At 54.9% G+C, this 16,230-nt stretch carries 9 protein-coding genes, 3 tRNA genes, 2 rRNA genes and 1 pseudogene; 11 read left to right on the forward strand and 4 right to left on the reverse strand.

The window, feature by feature from the left end:
* Window positions 1-3: 3 nt before the first annotated feature.
* The 4 genes from EAH78_RS03315 to EAH78_RS03330 form a co-directional block, all read right to left on the reverse strand.
* Entirely contained in the window at window positions 4-1,437 is a 1,434-nt protein-coding gene (locus tag EAH78_RS03315; RefSeq protein ID WP_140665574.1) for an NAD(P)(+) transhydrogenase (Re/Si-specific) subunit beta, read from the reverse strand.
* Window positions 1,437-1,760, reverse strand: a complete 324-nt coding sequence (locus tag EAH78_RS03320) for an NAD(P) transhydrogenase subunit alpha (RefSeq protein ID WP_007947884.1) — start codon at window positions 1,758-1,760, stop codon at window positions 1,437-1,439. The genes EAH78_RS03315 and EAH78_RS03320 overlap by 1 nt, the downstream gene beginning before the upstream one ends.
* A 15-nt stretch (window positions 1,761-1,775) precedes the next feature.
* A complete protein-coding gene (locus tag EAH78_RS03325; protein WP_123433328.1) occupies window positions 1,776-2,897 on the reverse strand; it encodes a Re/Si-specific NAD(P)(+) transhydrogenase subunit alpha in 1,122 nt (373 codons plus the stop codon).
* A 435-nt stretch (window positions 2,898-3,332) separates the two neighbouring features.
* The gene (locus tag EAH78_RS03330; RefSeq protein WP_140665578.1) at window positions 3,333-4,232 is read right to left on the reverse strand and encodes a LysR family transcriptional regulator; all 900 of its coding nucleotides are present in this window, start codon (window positions 4,230-4,232) and stop codon (window positions 3,333-3,335) included.
* 158 nt (window positions 4,233-4,390) lie between these two features.
* Between EAH78_RS03330 and EAH78_RS03335 the strand changes: the two genes are divergently transcribed.
* The 11 genes and pseudogenes from EAH78_RS03335 to EAH78_RS32555 all read left to right on the forward strand — a co-directional run bounded on the left by EAH78_RS03335 (window position 4,391) and on the right by EAH78_RS32555 (window position 16,230).
* Complete coding sequence (locus EAH78_RS03335) at window positions 4,391-5,572, forward strand: acyl-CoA dehydrogenase (protein WP_027926097.1); 1,182 nt, start codon at window positions 4,391-4,393, stop codon at window positions 5,570-5,572.
* A 13-nt stretch (window positions 5,573-5,585) separates the two neighbouring features.
* Window positions 5,586-6,806 (forward strand): CaiB/BaiF CoA transferase family protein, encoded by a 1,221-nt coding sequence (locus tag EAH78_RS03340; RefSeq protein WP_140665581.1) that lies wholly within the window; start codon window positions 5,586-5,588, stop codon window positions 6,804-6,806.
* An 870-nt stretch (window positions 6,807-7,676) separates the two neighbouring features.
* A 16S ribosomal RNA gene (locus EAH78_RS03355) occupies window positions 7,677-9,213 on the forward strand.
* A 124-nt stretch (window positions 9,214-9,337) separates the two neighbouring features.
* Window positions 9,338-12,229, forward strand: a 23S ribosomal RNA gene (locus EAH78_RS03360).
* The 16S and 23S rRNA genes sit together here, the layout of an rRNA operon.
* A 257-nt stretch (window positions 12,230-12,486) precedes the next feature.
* On the forward strand, window positions 12,487-13,446 hold the full coding sequence (birA, locus tag EAH78_RS03365) for a bifunctional biotin--[acetyl-CoA-carboxylase] ligase/biotin operon repressor BirA (RefSeq protein WP_140665587.1): 960 nt from the start codon (window positions 12,487-12,489) through the stop codon (window positions 13,444-13,446).
* Entirely contained in the window at window positions 13,436-14,185 is a 750-nt protein-coding gene (locus EAH78_RS03370) for a pantothenate kinase (protein WP_140665592.1), read from the forward strand. The genes birA and EAH78_RS03370 overlap by 11 nt, the downstream gene beginning before the upstream one ends.
* 7 nt (window positions 14,186-14,192) lie before the next feature.
* Window positions 14,193-14,633 (forward strand): hypothetical protein, encoded by a 441-nt coding sequence (locus EAH78_RS03375; protein WP_140665596.1) that lies wholly within the window; start codon window positions 14,193-14,195, stop codon window positions 14,631-14,633.
* Between the two features lie 144 nt (window positions 14,634-14,777).
* Window positions 14,778-14,862, forward strand: a tRNA-Tyr gene (locus EAH78_RS03380).
* Between the two features lie 24 nt (window positions 14,863-14,886).
* Window positions 14,887-14,960, forward strand: a tRNA-Gly gene (locus tag EAH78_RS03385).
* 26 nt (window positions 14,961-14,986) lie between these two features.
* A tRNA-Thr gene (locus EAH78_RS03390) sits at window positions 14,987-15,062 on the forward strand.
* Window positions 15,063-15,146: 84 nt separating this feature from the next.
* Window positions 15,147-16,230: pseudogene (locus tag EAH78_RS32555) on the forward strand (elongation factor Tu).

Genomic DNA, 16,230 nt, shown 5'->3' on the forward strand with positions numbered 1-16,230 from the left:
GGGTTACTCGACGGCTTTGACCATGTCTTCGATGACTTTCTTGGCGTCGCCGAAAACCATCATGGTCTTGTCCAGGTAGAACAGTTCGTTGTCCAGACCGGCATAGCCGCTGGCCATCGAGCGCTTGTTGACGATGATGGTCTTGGCCTTGAACGCTTCCAGAATCGGCATGCCGGCAATTGGCGATTTCGGATCGTTCTTCGCGGCCGGGTTGACCACATCGTTGGCGCCCAACACCAGCACCACGTCGGCTTGGCCGAACTCGGAGTTGATGTCTTCCATCTCGAACACCTGGTCGTAAGGCACTTCGGCCTCGGCCAGCAACACGTTCATGTGGCCAGGCATCCGACCGGCAACCGGGTGGATCGCGTACTTCACGGTCACGCCGCGATGGGTCAGCTTCTCGGTCAGTTCTTTCAGTGCGTGCTGTGCCCGTGCCACTGCCAGGCCGTAGCCCGGAACGATGATCACGGTATCGGCGTTAGTCAGCAGGAACGTCGCGTCGTCAGCCGAACCGGATTTTACCGGACGGGCTTCCTTGGCACCGGCCGGGCCTGCGTCGGCTGTGTTGCCGAAACCGCCGAGCAGTACATTAAAGAAGGAACGGTTCATCGCCTTGCACATGATGTACGAGAGGATCGCACCGCTGGAGCCCACCAGCGAACCGGCAATGATCAGCATTGAGTTGTTCAGCGAGAAGCCGATACCCGCCGCAGCCCAGCCGGAGTAGCTGTTGAGCATCGACACGACAACCGGCATGTCCGCGCCGCCAATCGGGATGATGATCAGCACGCCAAGCACGAAGGCCAGGGCCAGCATCAAGGCGAACGCGCTCAGATTGCCGGTCAGCATGAAGGTGATGCCCAGCGCCAGGGTTGCAACACCCAGTAGCAGGTTCAACTTGTGCTGGCCGCCGAACTGTACCGGTGCGCCCTGGAACAGGCGGAACTTGTACTTGCCCGACAGCTTGCCGAAGGCGATCACCGAACCGGAGAAGGTGATTGCACCGATGGCTGCGCCGAGGAACAATTCCAGACGGTTACCAGCCGGAATCGCGTCGCCCAGTTGCTTGACGATGCCCAGCGATTGCGGCTCAACAACCGCAGCGATGGCGATGAACACGGCGGCCATACCAATCATGCTGTGCATGAAGGCGACCAGTTCCGGCATCTTGGTCATCTCGACGCGCTTGGCCATGATCGAGCCGGCGGTGCCGCCGACCAGCAAACCGACGATGACGTAACCGATGCCGGCGGTGGCCAGCTCGGCGCCCAGCTTATAGATGAGGCCAACGGTGGTGAGGATCGCCAACGCCATGCCGAGCATGCCGTATACGTTGCCGCGCCGGGACGTGGTGGGGTGCGACAGGCCTTTGAGGGCCTGGATGAAGCAGATCGACGCGATCAAGTAGAGCGTCGTGACAAGGTTCATGCTCATTACTTGGGCGCCTCTTCTTTTACGACTTTCGGGGCTTTTTTCTTGAACATCTCAAGCATCCTGCGGGTAACCAGGAAGCCACCAAATACGTTCACCGCTGCCAGGGCCACCGCGAGGGTGCCCATGGTTTTGCCCAGTGGCGTGACGGTCAGCGCCGCTGCCAGCATGGCGCCGACGATAACGATGGCCGAGATGGCGTTGGTCACGGCCATCAATGGCGTGTGCAGTGCAGGCGTAACGTTCCAGACCACGTGGTAACCGACATAAATCGCCAGCACGAAGATGATCAGGTTGTAGATACCGGGGGAGATAAGCTCTTCCATCGTCTGAATCCCTGCTTAGGCGTTTTTGCGGATGACTTGGCCGTCGCGGCACATCAGGCACGCGGCGACGATATCGTCTTCGAGGTTCACTTCGAACTGGCCTTCTTTGTTGAAGACCAGCTTCAGGAAGTCCAGCAGGTTGCGTGCATACAGCGCCGAAGCATCTGCCGCCACTGCACCGGCCAGATTGGTCGGGCCACAAATGGTCACGCCATTCTCGACCACCACCTGATCAGCCACGGTCAGCGGGCAGTTGCCGCCCTGAGCCGCTGCGAGGTCGATGACCACCGAGCCCGGCTTCATCTGCGCCACGGTTTCCGCGCTCAACAGCGTCGGTGCCTTGCGGCCGGGAATCAGTGCGGTGGTGATGACGATGTCAGCTTGCTTGGCGCGTTCGTGCACGGCCAGGGCCTGACGTTGCATCCAGCTCGCGGGCATTGGCCGCGCGTAACCGCCGACACCGACGGCGCATTCGCGCTCTTCATCGGTTTCGTACGGCACGTCGACGAATTTCGCACCCAGGGATTCGATTTGTTCCTTCACCGCCGGACGTACGTCCGAAGCCTCGATCACCGCGCCCAGACGCTTGGCCGTCGCAATCGCCTGCAAACCGGCCACGCCTGCGCCAAGAATCAGCACGCGCGCCGCTTTCACGGTGCCCGCAGCGGTCATCAGCATCGGCATGAAGCGCGGATAGTGATGAGCGGCCAACAACACGGCTTTATAGCCAGCGATGTTCGCTTGCGAGGACAGCACATCCAGGCTCTGCGCACGGGAGGTGCGTGGCGCAGCCTCCAGGGCGAAGGCGGTAATGCCGCGTTCGGCCAGCTTGGCGATGGTTTCATTGCTGAACGGATTGAGCATGCCCACCACAACGGTGCCGCTTTTAATCAGCGTCAGTTCGCTGTCGCTGGGAGCGACCACCTTGAGAATCAGCTCGGCACCAAACGCATCGTTGGCGCTGCCAATCGTTGCGCCTGCCGCTTCATAAGCACTGTCGACGACGCTGGCATTAATGCCGGCGCCGCTTTGCACAGTGACTTTATGACCCTGGCCGATCAGCTTCTTGATGGTTTCCGGGGTTGCAGCAACCCGTGTTTCACCCGTCTGGGTTTCGAGAGGAACACCAATGTGCACGTCAAATCTCCTGCGTGATCTTATTGAGTAAACCCAGGCACTTCGGATGGTGCGGCTGGGGCGGCCGATCAGCACGATCCCACCGAATCAGGGCGGGGCGCGGCATTTTGCAGGCGAACTTTGTGCCCTTCAAGGGATTATGACGGGTGACGGAAAATTAACTACAAGTCACCCCGTGACCGAATGTCGCAACTAACCGCCTCAAACCCTGACAGGCCGTGACTTGTAAGGGGTTTTATCAAAAATTGGCAAATTACATATCTTTACCGTGAATGAGGCGTCATTGCCCGCCGATAGCGGCGCAAAGCCACGTCATCAGGCGCTTGTGGGACGTTTGTGCTGCTTTTCCATACAGTCTGTGTTTATGCGACATATAGTTATATCTGTAGGGCTTTTATTTTGCTGACTACGGGGTCAGTTAATTGGCTTAACCCTTTAACACTCTAGGTTGTAGTTGTGTGCCTGATTGAGCAGCCAGTCGCGAAATGCTTTTAAAGACGCCGATTCCACCTTTCGCTCGGGAATCATCAGGTAATAAGCCTTGATGCTCGACAATGCCTGCGGGTTGGCAACCACCAGGCGCTTCTCCGTCAATTCACGCTGAATCAGGAACGGCGGAATCAGCGCGATGCCCATGTCGTGCATGGCTGCTTGGGCAAGCATGGAGAATAGCTCGTAGCGCGGTCCTGTCATGTCCCGAGGGATATTGAGGTGCTGCGAGTTGAACCACTGACGCCATGCATAAGGGCGGGTGGTCTGCTGCAGCAGGGGAAGTTCGGCGATCTCAGCGGGTGTCAGATTTTTGTTCTTGCCCAGTAGGGCTGGGCTGCACACCGGCATCGGATTTTCGCCCATCAGCCTGTGGGATTCGGTACCTGACCAGTCGGCGTCACCGAAGTAGATCGCCGCGTCGAAGTCGGTGTCGGCAAACAGAAAGGGCCGGGTACGGTTCGTAAGATTGACCGTCACTTCCGGATGCTTCTGCTGGAAGTCCTTGAGTCGCGGCAGCAGCCACTGCGTGCCAAAGGTCGGAACCACTGCCAGTTCGATCACGTTGGCGCCCTGTTGCCCCATCACCGACAACGTGTCCCGCTCCACCGCATCGAGTTGTGTGGCGACGCGACGGCTGTAGGAAAGTCCGGCTTCCGTCAGCTTCACACCACGCCGCGAGCGTCGGAACAGTTCGACGCTTAGGAAATCCTCCAGGCTGGCGATCTGTCGGCAAATGGCACCCTGAGTCAGCGAAAGCTCCTGGGCGGCTTTGGTGAAGCTTTCGTGGCGTGCGGCCGCTTCAAAGCTGATCAGGGCCGTTGTGCTGGGGATTTTCCTGCGCATGTACGTCAACCTCACTAATCCATCGCATAAAGGCTATTTTGCGATGTTACGGAGTGAGAAATTAGCACAACAGTATGCAAAATCCTCGTTTGCCGTAACGCCAAACCCGGCCTAGGATCAGTCCACGCAATTTGACCCCGATTCGAGAGGACACACTCATGGGCGGTAAAGCTAGCTTCAACTGGATCGATCCTCTGCTGCTGGATCAACAGCTCACTGAAGAAGAACGCATGATTCGCGACACTGCCGAGCAATTCGCTCAGCAGAAGCTTGCACCGCGCGTTCTCGAAGCTTTCCGCCATGAGAAGACTGATCCAGCGATCTTCCGTGAAATGGGCGAAGTCGGCCTGTTGGGCGCGACCATCCCCGAGCAGTACGGTGGTAGCGGCCTCAACTATGTCAGCTACGGTCTGATCGCTCGTGAAGTCGAGCGTGTTGACTCCGGCTACCGCTCGATGATGAGCGTGCAGTCCTCGTTGGTGATGGTGCCGATCAACGAATTCGGCACTGAAGCCCAGAAGCAGAAGTACCTGCCGAAACTGGCTACTGGGGAGTGGATCGGCTGCTTTGGTCTGACCGAGCCTAACCACGGTTCCGACCCGGGCGCGATGATTACTCGCGCACGCAAAGTCGAAGGCGGCTACAGCCTGACCGGCAGCAAGATGTGGATCACCAACAGCCCGATCGCCGATGTGTTTGTGGTCTGGGCCAAGGACGACGCTGGCGACATCCGTGGTTTCGTTCTGGAGAAGGGCTGGAAGGGCCTGAGCACTCCGGCGATTCACGGCAAGGTTGGCTTGCGCGCGTCCATCACTGGCGAAATCGTCATGGACAACGTGTTTGTTCCTGAAGAGAACATCTTCCCGGACGTCCGCGGTTTGAAAGGTCCTTTTACCTGCCTCAACTCCGCGCGTTATGGCATTTCCTGGGGTGCGCTGGGCGCTGCCGAGTTCTGCTGGCACACCGCTCGCCAGTACACCCTGGATCGTCAGCAGTTCGGTCGTCCGTTGGCCGCCACTCAACTGATCCAGAAGAAGCTCGCAGACATGCAGACCGAAATCACCATGGCGCTGCAAGGCTGCCTACGTCTGGGTCGTATGAAGGATGAAGGTACTGCGGCGGTCGAGATCACTTCGATGATGAAGCGCAACTCCTGCGGCAAGTCCCTGGACATCGCTCGCATGGCGCGCGACATGCTAGGCGGCAATGGCATCTCTGATGAGTTCGGTGTCGCTCGCCATCTGGTCAACCTGGAAGTGGTGAATACCTATGAAGGTACGCATGACGTCCATGCGCTGATTCTCGGTCGCGCGCAAACCGGCATCCAGGCGTTCTATTAATAGGAGAACGTCCATGGGCGCGCTTTCGCATCTGCGGGTACTGGATTTATCGCGGGTACTGGCCGGGCCTTGGTCCGGTCAGATCCTGGCGGACCTTGGCGCTGAGGTGATCAAGGTCGAGCGCCCCGGCAATGGCGATGACACGCGCGCCTGGGGGCCTCCTTTTCTGAAAAACGCCTATGGCGAGAACACCAGCGAGGCCGCCTATTACTTGTCGGCCAATCGCAACAAGCAATCGGTCACCATCGACTTCACCCGTCCGGAAGGTCAGAAGTTGGTGCGTGATTTGGCGATGAAGTCGGACATCCTGATCGAAAACTTCAAGGTCGGTGGCTTGGCGGCTTATGGGCTGGACTATGCGTCGCTCAAGGCCATTAATCCAAATCTGATCTATTGCTCGATTACCGGGTTCGGTCAGACCGGCCCCTACGCCAAGCGTGCGGGTTATGACTTCATGATTCAGGGTCTGGGTGGCCTGATGAGCCTGACGGGGCGACCGGAAGGGGATGAGGGTGCCGGGCCGGTGAAGGTCGGTGTCGCGCTGACGGACATTTTGACCGGGCTCTATTCAACGGTGGCGATTCTGGCGGCGCTGGCGCATCGGGATCACGACGGTGGCGGCCAGCACATCGACATGGCGTTGCTGGATGTTCAGGTGGCCTGTCTGGCTAACCAGGCGATGAACTACCTGACGACGGGCAATGCGCCCAAACGTCTGGGTAACGCGCATCCGAACATCGTGCCTTATCAAGATTTTCCTACAGCGGACGGCGACTTCATCCTTACCGTGGGGAACGATGGTCAATTCCGCAAGTTTGCTGAAGTGGCCGGGCAGCCGCAGTGGGCGGACGACCCGCGCTTTGCGACCAATAAGCTGCGAGTGGCGAATCGGGCGGTGTTGATTCCGCTGATCCGTCAGGCCACGGTGTTCAAGACCACCTCTGAATGGGTGTTGCAGCTGGAGCAGGCCGGCGTGCCCTGTGGCCCGATTAATGACCTGGCGCAGATGTTTGCTGATCCTCAGGTTAAGGCGCGTGGGTTGGCGATTGAAATGCCCCATGCGTTGGCAGGGATGGTGCCGCAGGTGGCGAGCCCTATTCGTCTGTCCGAGACTCCGGTGGAGTACCGCAATGCTCCTCCTTTATTGGGTGAGCATACGCAGGAGGTGCTTCAGCGTGTGCTGGGTCTTGGGGCCGGTGCCGTGGCTGCTTTCAAAGAGGCTGGGGTGCTCTGAGGACTGTCACTATATAGAGGGGAGCTGTTTCCCCTCTATATAGTGAGAGGAATGGGGTGGTTTTGCACCGTTCGGCAAGTTATTGATGGATAAGCCAAATCAGTGCTTGACGGCAGATTCTGGATGTCTATAATTCGCCCCACTTCCGGCGCAGTCGAAACGGAAAAATCCTTGGTAAACAAAGAGTTACGCAGTTTTCGGCAGCAAGCGGCTTCAGGTCATCGAAGCCCGAAAGGAGTTGAAAAAGAGGTGTTGACAGCAGCGTGTAACGCTGTAGAATTCGCCTCCCGCTACCGAGTGATCGGAAGCGCAAGTGGTTGAAGTTGTTRAAGATTTCCAAGCGAAACTTTGAAAACTTCTGAAAATAACCGCTTGACAGCAACAGAGGCTGCTGTAGAATGCGCGCCTCGGTTGAGACGAAAGATCTTAACCAACCGCTCTTTAACAACTGAATCAAGCAATTCGTGTGGGTGCTTGTGGAGTCAGACTGATAGTCAACAAGATTATCAGCATCACAAGTTACTCCGCGAGAAATCAAAGATGTAACCAACGATTGCTGAGCCAAGTTTAGGGTTTCTTAAAAACCCAAAGATGTTTGAACTGAAGAGTTTGATCATGGCTCAGATTGCTTCTGAAAATAACCGCTTGACAGCAACAGAGGCTGCTGTAGAATGCGCGCCTCGGTTGAGACGAAAGATCTTAACCAACCGCTCTTTAACAACTGAATCAAGCAATTCGTGTGGGTGCTTGTGGAGTCAGACTGATAGTCAACAAGATTATCAGCATCACAAGTTACTCCGCGAGAAATCAAAGATGTAACCAACGATTGCTGAGCCAAGTTTAGGGTTTCTTAAAAACCCAAAGATGTTTGAACTGAAGAGTTTGATCATGGCTCAGATTGAACGCTGGCGGCAGGCCTAACACATGCAAGTCGAGCGGTAGAGAGAAGCTTGCTTCTCTTGAGAGCGGCGGACGGGTGAGTAATGCCTAGGAATCTGCCTGGTAGTGGGGGATAACGCTCGGAAACGGACGCTAATACCGCATACGTCCTACGGGAGAAAGCAGGGGACCTTCGGGCCTTGCGCTATCAGATGAGCCTAGGTCGGATTAGCTAGTTGGTGAGGTAATGGCTCACCAAGGCGACGATCCGTAACTGGTCTGAGAGGATGATCAGTCACACTGGAACTGAGACACGGTCCAGACTCCTACGGGAGGCAGCAGTGGGGAATATTGGACAATGGGCGAAAGCCTGATCCAGCCATGCCGCGTGTGTGAAGAAGGTCTTCGGATTGTAAAGCACTTTAAGTTGGGAGGAAGGGCAGTAACCTAATACGTTGCTGTCTTGACGTTACCGACAGAATAAGCACCGGCTAACTCTGTGCCAGCAGCCGCGGTAATACAGAGGGTGCAAGCGTTAATCGGAATTACTGGGCGTAAAGCGCGCGTAGGTGGTTYGTTAAGTTGGATGTGAAATCCCCGGGCTCAACCTGGGAACTGCATTCAAAACTGACRAGCTAGAGTATGGTAGAGGGTGGTGGAATTTCCTGTGTAGCGGTGAAATGCGTAGATATAGGAAGGAACACCAGTGGCGAAGGCGACCACCTGGACTGATACTGACACTGAGGTGCGAAAGCGTGGGGAGCAAACAGGATTAGATACCCTGGTAGTCCACGCCGTAAACGATGTCAACTAGCCGTTGGGAGCCTTGAGCTCTTAGTGGCGCAGCTAACGCATTAAGTTGACCGCCTGGGGAGTACGGCCGCAAGGTTAAAACTCAAATGAATTGACGGGGGCCCGCACAAGCGGTGGAGCATGTGGTTTAATTCGAAGCAACGCGAAGAACCTTACCAGGCCTTGACATCCAATGAACTTTCCAGAGATGGATTGGTGCCTTCGGGAACATTGAGACAGGTGCTGCATGGCTGTCGTCAGCTCGTGTCGTGAGATGTTGGGTTAAGTCCCGTAACGAGCGCAACCCTTGTCCTTAGTTACCAGCACGTAATGGTGGGCACTCTAAGGAGACTGCCGGTGACAAACCGGAGGAAGGTGGGGATGACGTCAAGTCATCATGGCCCTTACGGCCTGGGCTACACACGTGCTACAATGGTCGGTACAGAGGGTTGCCAAGCCGCGAGGTGGAGCTAATCCCAGAAAACCGATCGTAGTCCGGATCGCAGTCTGCAACTCGACTGCGTGAAGTCGGAATCGCTAGTAATCGCGAATCAGAATGTCGCGGTGAATACGTTCCCGGGCCTTGTACACACCGCCCGTCACACCATGGGAGTGGGTTGCACCAGAAGTAGCTAGTCTAACCTTCGGGAGGACGGTTACCACGGTGTGATTCATGACTGGGGTGAAGTCGTAACAAGGTAGCCGTAGGGGAACCTGCGGCTGGATCACCTCCTTAATCGACGACATCAGCTGCTCCATAAGTTCCCACACGAATTGCTTGATTCATTGAAGAAGACGAGAAATTCGAATTTTCGGCGAATGTCGTCTTCACAGTATAACCAGATTGCTTGGGGTTATATGGTCAAGTGAAGAAGCGCATACGGTGGATGCCTTGGCAGTCAGAGGCGATGAAAGACGTGGTAGCCTGCGAAAAGCTTCGGGGAGTCGGCAAACAGACTTTGATCCGGAGATGTCTGAATGGGGGAACCCAGCCATCATAAGATGGTTATCTTAAGCTGAATACATAGGCTTAAGAGGCGAACCAGGGGAACTGAAACATCTAAGTACCCTGAGGAAAAGAAATCAACCGAGATTCCCTTAGTAGTGGCGAGCGAACGGGGACTAGCCCTTAAGTGGCTTTGAGATTAGCGGAACGCTCTGGAAAGTGCGGCCATAGTGGGTGATAGCCCTGTACGCGAAAATCTCTTAGTCATGAAATCGAGTAGGACGGAGCACGAGAAACTTTGTCTGAATATGGGGGGACCATCCTCCAAGGCTAAATACTACTGACTGACCGATAGTGAACTAGTACCGTGAGGGAAAGGCGAAAAGAACCCCGGAGAGGGGAGTGAAATAGATCCTGAAACCGTATGCGTACAAGCAGTGGGAGCCCACTTTGTTGGGTGACTGCGTACCTTTTGTATAATGGGTCAGCGACTTATTTTCAGTGGCGAGCTTAACCGAATAGGGGAGGCGTAGCGAAAGCGAGTCTTAATAGGGCGTCTAGTCGCTGGGAATAGACCCGAAACCGGGCGATCTATCCATGGGCAGGTTGAAGGTTGGKTAACACTAACTGGAGGACCGAACCGACTACCGTTGAAAAGTTAGCGGATGACCTGTGGATCGGAGTGAAAGGCTAATCAAGCTCGGAGATAGCTGGTTCTCCTCGAAAGCTATTTAGGTAGCGCCTCATGTATCACTGTAGGGGGTAGAGCACTGTTTCGGCTAGGGGGTCATCCCGACTTACCAAACCGATGCAAACTCCGAATACCTACAAGTGCCGAGCATGGGAGACACACGGCGGGTGCTAACGTCCGTCGTGAAAAGGGAAACAACCCAGACCGTCAGCTAAGGTCCCAAAGTTATGGTTAAGTGGGAAACGATGTGGGAAGGCTTAGACAGCTAGGAGGTTGGCTTAGAAGCAGCCACCCTTTAAAGAAAGCGTAATAGCTCACTAGTCGAGTCGGCCTGCGCGGAAGATGTAACGGGGCTCAAACCATACACCGAAGCTACGGGTATCACTTAGGTGATGCGGTAGAGGAGCGTTCTGTAAGCCTGTGAAGGTGAGTTGAGAAGCTTGCTGGAGGTATCAGAAGTGCGAATGCTGACATGAGTAACGACAATGGGTGTGAAAAACACCCACGCCGAAAGACCAAGGTTTCCTGCGCAACGTTAATCGACGCAGGGTTAGTCGGTCCCTAAGGCGAGGCTGAAAAGCGTAGTCGATGGAAAACAGGTTAATATTCCTGTACTTCTGGTTATTGCGATGGAGGGACGGAGAAGGCTAGGCCAGCTTGGCGTTGGTTGTCCAAGTTTAAGGTGGTAGGCTGGAATCTTAGGTAAATCCGGGATTCTAAGGCCGAGAGCTGATGACGAGTGTWCTTTTAGWACACGAAGTGGTTGATGCCATGCTTCCAAGAAAAGCTTCTAAGCTTCAGGTAACCAGGAACCGTACCCCAAACCGACACAGGTGGTTGGGTAGAGAATACCAAGGCGCTTGAGAGAACTCGGGTGAAGGAACTAGGCAAAATGGCACCGTAACTTCGGGAGAAGGTGCGCCGGTGAGGGTGAAGCATTTACTGCGTAAGCCCATGCCGGTCGAAGATACCAGGCCGCTGCGACTGTTTATTAAAAACACAGCACTCTGCAAACACGAAAGTGGACGTATAGGGTGTGACGCCTGCCCGGTGCCGGAAGGTTAATTGATGGGGTTAGCTAACGCGAAGCTCTTGATCGAAGCCCCGGTAAACGGCGGCCGTAACTATAACGGTCCTAAGGTAGCGAAATTCCTTGTCGGGTAAGTTCCGACCTGCACGAATGGCGTAACGATGGCGGCGCTGTCTCCACCCGAGACTCAGTGAAATTGAAATCGCTGTGAAGATGCAGTGTATCCGCGGCTAGACGGAAAGACCCCGTGAACCTTTACTATAGCTTTGCACTGGACTTTGAATTTGCTTGTGTAGGATAGGTGGGAGGCTTTGAAGCGTGGACGCCAGTTCGCGTGGAGCCAACCTTGAAATACCACCCTGGCAACTTTGAGGTTCTAACTCAGGTCCGTTATCCGGATCGAGGACAGTGTATGGTGGGTAGTTTGACTGGGGCGGTCTCCTCCTAAAGAGTAACGGAGGAGTACGAAGGTGCGCTCAGACCGGTCGGAAATCGGTCGTAGAGTATAAAGGCAAAAGCGCGCTTGACTGCGAGACAGACACGTCGAGCAGGTACGAAAGTAGGTCTTAGTGATCCGGTGGTTCTGTATGGAAGGGCCATCGCTCAACGGATAAAAGGTACTCCGGGGATAACAGGCTGATACCGCCCAAGAGTTCATATCGACGGCGGTGTTTGGCACCTCGATGTCGGCTCATCACATCCTGGGGCTGAAGCCGGTCCCAAGGGTATGGCTGTTCGCCATTTAAAGTGGTACGCGAGCTGGGTTTAGAACGTCGTGAGACAGTTCGGTCCCTATCTGCCGTGGACGTTTGAGATTTGAGAGGGGCTGCTCCTAGTACGAGAGGACCGGAGTGGACGAACCTCTGGTGTTCCGGTTGTCACGCCAGTGGCATTGCCGGGTAGCTATGTTCGGAATAGATAACCGCTGAAAGCATCTAAGCGGGAAACTAGCCTCAAGATGAGATCTCACTGGGACCTTGAGTCCCCTGAAGGGCCGTCGAAGACTACGACGTTGATAGGTTGGGTGTGTAAGCGCTGTGAGGCGTTGAGCTAACCAATACTAATTGCCCGTGAGGCTTGACCATATAACACCCAAGCAATTTGCTTGCTTCGAGCTGAAAAGCGAACGAGCACCAGATTGCGGTGTGTGAAGACGATACATTGTCGAAATGGGGTTTCCCCATGTGAGAGTAGGTCATCGTCAAGATTAAATTCCGAAACCCCTATCTGCGTATGCAGGTAGGGGTTTTGTTTTGTCCGCAGGAAATCCGCCTCGTCGGGTTTCTATGCAACGGCTCGGGGCATGGCTATCATGCGGGCCTCATTGTGAGGCGAGACTTGCATGCTGACGTTGTTAAAGCTTCTTAAAGATGGCCGGTTCCATTCGGGCCAGACCCTGGGCGCTGCACTAGGGATCAGTCGTAGTGCGGTATGGAAGCAGCTTCAGCATCTAGAGGCTGAGCTTGGCTTGTCAGTTCATAAGGTGCGTGGCCGCGGATATCAGCTGGCTGCACCGTTGACGCTACTGGATCCTGTCGCCATCACGGACGAGGCGCCTGTTTGTGGCTGGCCAATTTTGCTCTTCGACTCTATAGATTCAACCAACGCTGAGGCCTTGCGCGCTATCGAGCGTGGTCAGGTTGCACCATTTTTGGTGCTTGCCGAGCGCCAGACGGCTGGTCGCGGGCGGCGGGGGCGCAAGTGGGTAAGCCCTTTTGCAGAAAACGTCTATTACAGCCTGGTATTGCGTATTGAAGGCGGAATGCGGCAGCTAGAGGGTTTGAGCCTCGTTGTCGGTCTTGCGGTCATGCAGACATTGCGAGCGCTCGGTGTTCCGGGAGTGGGGTTAAAATGGCCCAACGATGTTTTGGTGGGGCAGAAAAAGATCGCCGGAATATTGCTCGAATTGGTAGGTGATCCTGCGGATGTCTGCCACGTGGTGTTGGGTGTTGGAATTAACGTCAATATGCAGATAACTGAAGAGGTTGATCAGTTATGGACGTCAATGCGTCTGGAGTCAGGCAAGGCGTTTGATCGCAATCACCTGATTTCGGGATTGGGCTTGATGCTCCAGGAATACCTGGCTCGACACCAGCTTGACGGATTTTCTTCTATCCAGTCGGAGTGGGAGCAAAACCATCTTTGGCAGGGGCGGGCGGTGTCTTTGATTGCCGGCGTAAGCCAAATAGATGGTGAGGTATTGGGTATCGACAGTCAGGGGGCTTTGCGCTTGAAAGTGAATGGCGTGGAAAAAGTCTTTAGTGGTGGTGAGCTCAGTTTGAGGTTGCGTGATGATTCTTGAGCTCGACTGTGGAAACAGTTTTATCAAATGGCGTGTGCTCTGTGCAGATGTCAGGTGGGTGTTCAGTGAGGGTGTGGTTGATTCAGATGATGCTTTGTTAGAGGGCTTGAGCAAGCTTGATGGGCTCGCGCTTAAGCATTGTCGGTTGGTCAGCGTTAGAACGGCTGAAGAAACCGCTGCGTTAGCTTCTATATTGACGCAAGCTTTCGGTGTGTCCGTGGTATGCGCGACACCAGCCCGGGAAATGGCCGGGGTGCGCAACGGGTATGATGAGTTCGAGCGGCTGGGTCTCGATCGCTGGCTCGCGATGCTCGGAGGGTTTCATCTGGCTTCCGGTGCGTGTCTGGTGCTTGATTTCGGTACAGCTGTGACGGCCGACTTCATCGCTGCGGACGGGGAGCACCTCGGTGGCTTTATCTGCCCGGGCATGCCCTTGATGCGCAACCAGCTGCGAACCCATACTCGCAAAATCAGATACGGTGACCTGGCTGCCGAGCGAGCGCTCGAAAGTCTCGTTCCTGGCCGGACAACCGTCGAAGCGGTAGAGCGAGGGTGCTCTCTTATGCTGAGGGGGTTTGTGCTGACTCAGTTGGAGTTGGCGCGTAGTTACTGGGGGGATGAGTTTGTTGTGTTCCTTACCGGGGGCGATGCGACGCTGGTTTCCGGAATTGTGCCCGAAGCCAGGCTGGTTCCAGACCTGATTTTTGTAGGTTTAGCGATGGCATGTCCATTGTCCTGAGGTTTTTATGCGCTGGTTGTTCCTCTTGCTGCTCGTACTCAACGTCTTTTATTACATTTGGCATCAACAAGAGGCCCCGCTGCGGGCGAAAGACGTAACGCCTTTGAGCTTGTATCGGGGGGCGCAACAGGATATTCGCTTGTTAAGCGAGGCGGCTGATACGACTCGAGATAAAGGAAAATCCGCAGAGGTCGGTAATGGCTGTCTCTATTTGGGGGGCTTTGCTCGTCAGGAGTCAATCCTGTTGGCTGGACGCCGACTGGGAGAGATGGGCGTTAAGTACCAGTCTTTGTCGAAAGACGCCGTCGAGTCGTCTGGTTATTGGGTGCGTGTGGCCCCCGAAAGCCAGCGTTTACTGGATGATTTGCAGCTGTTAAACCTTTCTAAAGAATTCAATGAGTTAAAACATAAAATAATGCCGTGTGAGGGGGTTGCACCGGCTGAATAGTTTGCATAGAATGGCGCCCGCTTCGCAGTGAAGACCTTTAGCGGTCAGCAATGTGAAAGCAGTGTCAACGCAGCTAACCTCAGGTTTTTAATGAGAAAAATGCTTGACAGAAGGCTGGCATGATGTAGAATGCCGGCTCGCTTAGGAGGGGTTCCCGAGCGGCCAAAGGGATCAGACTGTAAATCTGACGTCTACGACTTCGAAGGTTCGAATCCTTCCCCCTCCACCATTTTTAGCGAGAGCTGCAAGCTCCGCGGGTATAGTTTAGTGGTAGAACCTCAGCCTTCCAAGCTGATGATGCGGGTTCGATTCCCGCTACCCGCTCCAAGTTTGCAGATCCTGCAAAGTGTTACGCTCTTGTAGCTCAGTTGGTAGAGCACACCCTTGGTAAGGGTGAGGTCAGCGGTTCAAATCCGCTCAAGAGCTCCATATAACAAGGCAGATATGAAAATATCTGCCTTTGTTTTAATGGTTGATATTACTTGCTCAATTCTTTTGTTGGGGGTTGTTTCGATGGCTAAGGAAAAGTTCGATCGTTCGCTGCCGCACGTTAACGTTGGTACTATCGGTCACGTTGACCATGGTAAGACTACGCTGACTGCTGCTTTGACTCGTGTTTGCTCCGAGGTTTTCGGTTCGGCCATCGTTGATTTCGATAAAATCGACAGCGCGCCAGAAGAAAAAGCTCGTGGTATCACCATCAACACCGCACACGTCGAGTACAACTCGAAGATCCGTCACTACGCTCACGTTGACTGCCCAGGTCACGCTGACTATGTGAAGAACATGATCACCGGTGCTGCACAGATGGACGGCGCTATCCTGGTTTGCTCGGCCGCTGATGGTCCGATGCCGCAAACCCGTGAGCACATCCTGCTGTCCCGTCAGGTAGGCGTTCCGTACATCGTGGTTTTCCTGAACAAGGCTGCGTATGGCTCTGGAAGGCAAAGACGACAACGAAATGGGCACCACTGCCGTTCGTAAACTGGTTGAAACCCTGGACAGCTACATCCCAGAACCAGTTCGTCTGACYGACAAGCCGTTCCTGATGCCAATCGAAGACGTATTCTCGATCTCTGGTCGCGGTACTGTTGTGACTGGTCGTATCGAGCGCGGTATCGTTCGCGTTCAGGATCCACTGGAAATCGTTGGTCTGCGTGACACTACCGTCACCACCTGCACCGGTGTTGAAATGTTCCGCAAGCTGCTCGACGAAGGTCGTGCTGGCGAGAACTGCGGCGTGCTGCTGCGCGGCACCAAGCGTGACGACGTTGAGCGTGGCCAGGTTCTGGTTAAGCCGGGTTCGGTTAAGCCGCACACCAAGTTCACTGCAGAAGTTTACGTTCTGAGCAAGGAAGAAGGCGGCCGTCATACTCCGTTCTTCAAAGGCTACCGTCCACAGTTCTACTTCCGTACTACTGACGTGACTGGTAACTGCGAGCTGCCAGAAGGCGTTGAAATGGTAATGCCAGGTGACAACATTCAGATGACTGTTACCCTGATCAAAACCATCGCGATGGAAGATGGCCTGCGTTTCGCTATCCGTGAAGGCGGTCGTACCGTCGGCGCTGGCGTCGTAGCCAAAATCATCGAGTAA

The organism is Pseudomonas arsenicoxydans (assembly GCF_006438915.1).
In the GTDB taxonomy this organism is placed as follows: domain Bacteria; phylum Pseudomonadota; class Gammaproteobacteria; order Pseudomonadales; family Pseudomonadaceae; genus Aquipseudomonas; species Aquipseudomonas arsenicoxydans_A.